Below are 5,083 nucleotides of genomic sequence, written 5' to 3'. Positions count from 1 at the left end.
GACAAATTACCCTTCACTTTAAAATTGAAGGCTTTGGCAGTAGCGAAATCTTGGAAAGTCTTACCTTTGATGGTGTGAATGTCTTGCCAACGAGCCGCCTTGTTGCCGATAGACAAGGCACCCTTGAGGGCACTTTCACGATTCCACAAAATATTACGGCTGGCACAAAAAATGTTGTGGCACGGGGAATGGGTGGAACAATTGCAACAGGTCTTTTTACCGGTCAAGGCGTGATTGATGTAAAAGTGATGCGGCGCACCACAACGGTGAAGATATGGACGAAATTTGACCCACAAGCGCAAGTTTTTACCCCCGATGAAACACGGCAAATCACCGGTATTGACTTTCATCTTTGCAAAATCGGTAATCAAAACCATGATTTGGTGATTGACTTGGTCACCACTGAAAACGGTTATCCGACCGCCGATATCCAAGCACAAAGCTTTTATTCCATGAAGGGCGCAAAGCTAGGGTGGGCAGAGGCACGCTATGATGTACCACTCCTTGTCCCCGATGACCGCTTAACAGCTTTTGTTATTAAGACAGATGATAGTAATCATTCTGTCTCACTGGCAAAGCTTGGGGATTTTGATGCAGAACATCAGAGATATGTTTCAAGCCACCCTTATGTAACGGGACCACGATTTTCTTCAGTTAACGCACAAAGCTGGACTGCTCATCAAGATGAGGCTTTAGCCTTTAGGGTGCTAGCCGCACGCTACACACAAACAGAAAAAGTCGTAGACTTAGGCACTTTTGATCTTGTGGACTGCTCTGATTTACAAATACGTGCAGCCATTGAATTGCCTTCAAGCGATTGTTCTGTCATCTTTGAAATTGAACGAAACAATGGCACGGTTTATCAACTCCTTCCCTTTCAATTGCTAAGCCTTACTGAATATATCAGTGAAAAGGTAAAGCTTCGCGCCATTCTCAAAGGGACAGAGAAGCTCTCACCTATTTTGTTTGCTCCTGTTCAATTGATTGCGGGGAAAATTCATAAAACAGCCACTTATGTCACCCGTGCTTTCACCTTTGGGGAAAAGGCAAGGTTGACCAGCTATATCAAAACCTTTTTACCGGGCGGTGCAACCTTTTCACTGGAGATGCAGCTGGATGATGGGGCTTTCACCCCTTTGAAACTCGACGAAACAGAGCAGTTATCCGAGCCTCTTTGGACAGAGCGCAAATTTGTAAGCAGCGATAAAACAGCCAAACAAGCACGTTTGAAATTGACCCTTACCGGTGGACCGGCGGCACGGTCAATGCTGAGTGATTTTGGCGCCGGCATATTATGAGGGGAGAACAGAGATGACCAAAACCAAAAAACTCGACATGGAATTGCCGAAAGAAGGACGCTTTATCAGTTCTGAATTCCCAATCTTGCGGGAAAACTTGACCAAAATTGATCAAGCCATTGCAGATGTTGAGGAAAAGGTAGAGGGAAAGGCACCTTTACAGCACACGCATAGCATAAGTGATGTTGCAGATCTTGAAGCAGCTCTCAAAGGCAAAATGGCAGCGGATAAAACTTTCTCATTTGCTGATTTAAGCGATATCGAAGGCGCAAAAGATGCCGCAAATAATTATGTTCTCTATAAATCAAGCAATAATAACTTCACCTTTGGCAGTGCTGTATCTTTGCTTGGCTCTCATCAACATAAGATTGAAGATATTGTGGGGCTCGATAAATTTAGAGTCAAGCTTAATGAAGATCTCACAAGCTATGGGCGCCTAGCAAGCCCAAATGAATGGCAAAGTTATAATAAATTTACCAGTAAAGTTACTATAAATGGTGGTTTAGAACTGTTGGGTAATTCGTCGTTTAATCTCACCCATAATGGTGAAGTGGTCACAAACTTAAGTGCGAGTGGTAGCTTGCTTAAAGGACCTTTAAAAGTCGATGGAGATCTTGTTTATACGAAAGCGCAAGTGGATGCAGCCATCTTGGCACAGATAAAGAGTCTTAAAAAAGATTTGACCGATAAAATCACCAATTGGCCGGCTCTTGCCGATGCTGAATTGCTCTATACGCAGGATGGAAAAATTGAGTGGCCAGACTGGGTAACGGATAAAACCAAAGTCGAAATTACAGCCTGGGGTGGCGGCGGCAGTGGTGGGGGTGGTTATTCTTATTACTTAGGAGGCGGTGGCGGCGGTGGCGGTTGTACGGTATGGTATGGTTATAAAGCGAGTTTAAAGGGTCATGAGAATATCGCTATTGGTAAAGGAGGAGATTCTGTTTCAGGGCGGACTGTAACAGGTAAGTCTGGAGGAATAACAGCCGTTGGAAAGAATTTTATTACCGCTACAGGAGGAAAAGGTGGTGGAGGTGCTTACTCCTATACCTCTCATTCGGGATTTGGTGGTAGTACGACTACCTACTATTCAGGCTCTGGTGGCGCTGGAGGTACAGGTGGAAACTTTGGTTTAGCAACAGACGAACATCTAGGAATTGCCAAAGGCGGAAATGGTTATGCTGGAACGAATGGAATTACGAGTAAAACAAGTGGGAATGGGGGAAATGCTGGGGGCGATACATCACGTGGTGGCGCTGGAGGACTAGGCAAAGGTTCCTATAGTTCGGGAAAAGCAGGGCGTGGTTTTGGTGGTGGCGGTGCTGGTGCTCATGACGATTCTTCTCCAAGTGGTGCTGGTGCTGATGGCGCTGTTCTTATAAGATTATGGAAAGAATAAATGGATGCACAAGTAACCAAGATACGACAGAAGTCAAATGGATAGCTGTTCTATAAGCAGGTTTATATGTTTTTAAGTCCTTTTATCGCTCTTTAAAAGCCCTTTGAAAGGGCTTTTTTTGACTGACAGTGTCAGGCTTATGGAGCATGATGATGGTTGTTATAGTCTCTTCTTTAATTTGGAGAACAAGATGGCAACAGAAGTGAATAGTCTCTGCTGCACTGTAGTGAAGTCATTCTTTATCTCTAGAGGGATGCCCCGAAATCATGACTAATCCCCTCTTCTACTTCAAAAATTTTGTAAAGAGATCAACGACTCTTGGCAAGCCGCTCTGATAACCTATCGCTATGAGAAATCAAGCAGATATATCACAGAAATTATCCTAGAAACTCCAAACCAAAGAAAGAAACAAAAATAGAGGCTGGGCTGGTAGTCCAGCCAACGGGAGAAGTTTAGCGACCAACCCGTCCGATGCAACTCAACTCAACATCGCAGCCACTTCTTATCACTTGGAAACAGTGAGAAGATGGCTACTATAGATGAAAGAGTGTTAAAAAATGATGGATACACTTTGTAAAGAAAAATTAAAATCTATTGATCCTATAGAACCAGCTGCCGCTTATGTTGGTGGCAAAATAAAGTTGGCAAAAACCATTATCAAAATCATTGAAGGCATTCCCCATCGCACTTATGCCGAACCTTTTGTTGGCATGGGAGGAATATTCTTTAGGCGGAAATTGATTCCCTTATATGAAGTCATCAATGATCGCTCAGGCGATGTGGTGAATTTTTTTCGGGTGTTGCAACGCCATTATCACCCTTTTATGGATCTGTTGGAGTTCCAGATTAGCAGCCGTGAGGCGTTTCAACGTTTTACGTTACAAGATCCAAAGACGCTTACGGATTTAGAGCGAGCTTTGCGGTTTTTATATCTACAGCGGTTGAGTTTTGGTGGGCAGGTGGCAAAGCGTACCTTTGGAGTTGATCCCCACCGTGGTGCACGGTTTAACTCTTTCAAACTTGAAGGGTTCTTAAAGCTTATTTACCGGCGTTTATCAGGTGTCACTATTGAACATTTAGATTGGTTTGATTTTATCAGGCGTTATGACCGGCCAACGACCTTGTTTTACCTTGATCCACCTTATTGGGGCGTTGAGAATTGCTATGGCAAGGATTTGTTTAAGCGAGAGGATTACCAGACGATGTCCACACTGCTTGCACAATTAAAGGGAAAGTTTGTTCTGTCTCTCAATGATGTGCCAGAGATCCGAAAAACCTTTAGCCAATTTAAACTAAAAGAAGTGAATACATCTTATACATGTGGTTCAAATAATCCAATGCCGGCTCAAGAGCTGATCATCTCAAATTGCGATTTCTAAAACGAGAAATAATACATATTAAAGGGTCTTTAAATGATCTTTGAAGACCTTTTGAAACCCCTTAAAAATCTTTCAAAAAAATAAATTAGTATAAAACCTAAGCTATCAGACTTTCTAGTGGAATATTGAACTGTTGGTGCAAGTTTTTAATCATGCGCAGTGTTAATTTTCTTTTACCACTCAAGATTTCATAAACACGATTTAAATGACCAATCGCAGGAACGAGATCTTTAGCACTTAAGTTCATTTGTTCCATTCTAAATTTAATAGCTTCAATCGGGTGAGGAGGAGAAACAGGATAGTGTTCTGCTTCATACGCTTCAATCAACAACACAAGAACCTCCATTTGATCAAATTCTGGAGTATTCTCTTTAGGTTGATTGTCAAACATTGCAGACACAATTTCTAAAGCTTCTTGATAATCTCTTTCAGTGCGAAGTGGTTTGATATTCATTTCTTAAATTCCTTTAGTTCTACAGTATTAGCATCAATTGCATCATACTGTTTGTGTGTCCCTATAAATTTTATATAAAGCCAACCTGCTGGATAAAAGATTGAAACAACTAAACGATAATCATTGCCTCTAATATTAAAAACAACACGATTATTCTTTAATATGCTTGCATTTTTATACTTCTCTTTAATGTCATGAGGAGAACGCCACTGCGCATTTTTAGCTTCATCTACCCATGCTTTTAACGGTTGTTCAGCATCAGGATATCGAGCCCAAAAAGTTTGAAGTGTGGAGATTTTAACAATTTTCATAAGTGTATCCTGATTTTTATCAATCTTAGTACCATTTTGGGACTAAGTCAAGATATTTATAAAAAGAAAGTGCTTGTTGAAAACAAACCTTTCTCAAGAGCGGCTCTTTACCTCTCATTTTTCCCATTCATTTTCATTCACCCCTCATTTAAAGGAGCATAAAGTATGGCAACAGGTTTTCTACACGGTGTTGAAGTTGTCGAGGTTGACGACGGCACCCGTCCCCTTCGCGCGGTTCAATC

General features: G+C 41.8%; 4 protein-coding genes and 1 pseudogene. 3 read left to right on the top strand and 2 right to left on the bottom strand.

Annotated features, from left to right (window positions below; genetic code table 11):
• The 3 genes and pseudogenes from ACFIKR_RS08645 to ACFIKR_RS08635 all read left to right on the top strand — a co-directional run.
• Positions 1 to 1,298, top strand: a pseudogene (locus ACFIKR_RS08645) (DUF4815 domain-containing protein); the annotation flags it as partial.
• A 13-nt stretch (positions 1,299 to 1,311) separates the two neighbouring features.
• On the top strand, positions 1,312 to 2,697 hold the full coding sequence (locus tag ACFIKR_RS08640) for a Bgr_08870 family protein (RefSeq protein WP_375659564.1): 1,386 nt from the start codon (positions 1,312 to 1,314) through the stop codon (positions 2,695 to 2,697).
• Positions 2,698 to 3,257: 560 nt separating this feature from the next.
• Positions 3,258 to 4,076 (top strand): DNA adenine methylase, encoded by an 819-nt coding sequence (locus ACFIKR_RS08635; protein WP_375657859.1) that lies wholly within the window; start codon positions 3,258 to 3,260, stop codon positions 4,074 to 4,076.
• Positions 4,077 to 4,173: 97 nt separating this feature from the next.
• On the opposite strand, the gene ACFIKR_RS08630 is transcribed toward ACFIKR_RS08635, so the two are convergent.
• Both ACFIKR_RS08630 and ACFIKR_RS08625 read right to left on the bottom strand, forming a co-directional pair.
• Positions 4,174 to 4,530 carry a type II toxin-antitoxin system HigA family antitoxin gene (locus ACFIKR_RS08630; RefSeq protein WP_156851753.1) on the bottom strand — a complete coding sequence of 119 codons (357 nt, stop codon included), beginning with the start codon at positions 4,528 to 4,530 and terminating at the stop codon, positions 4,174 to 4,176.
• Positions 4,527 to 4,841, bottom strand: coding sequence for a type II toxin-antitoxin system HigB family toxin (locus ACFIKR_RS08625; protein ID WP_317993618.1), 315 nt, complete (start codon positions 4,839 to 4,841; stop codon positions 4,527 to 4,529). The genes ACFIKR_RS08630 and ACFIKR_RS08625 overlap by 4 nt, the downstream gene beginning before the upstream one ends.
• Positions 4,842 to 5,083: the final 242 nt, after the last annotated feature.

The sequence above is a fragment of the Bartonella sp. MR30HLJHH genome (assembly GCF_042194195.1).
In the GTDB taxonomy this organism is placed as follows: domain Bacteria; phylum Pseudomonadota; class Alphaproteobacteria; order Rhizobiales; family Rhizobiaceae; genus Bartonella; species Bartonella grahamii.
The sequence above is the reverse complement of the archived record's forward strand: the minus strand, read 5'-3'. Positions and strand labels throughout refer to the sequence as shown.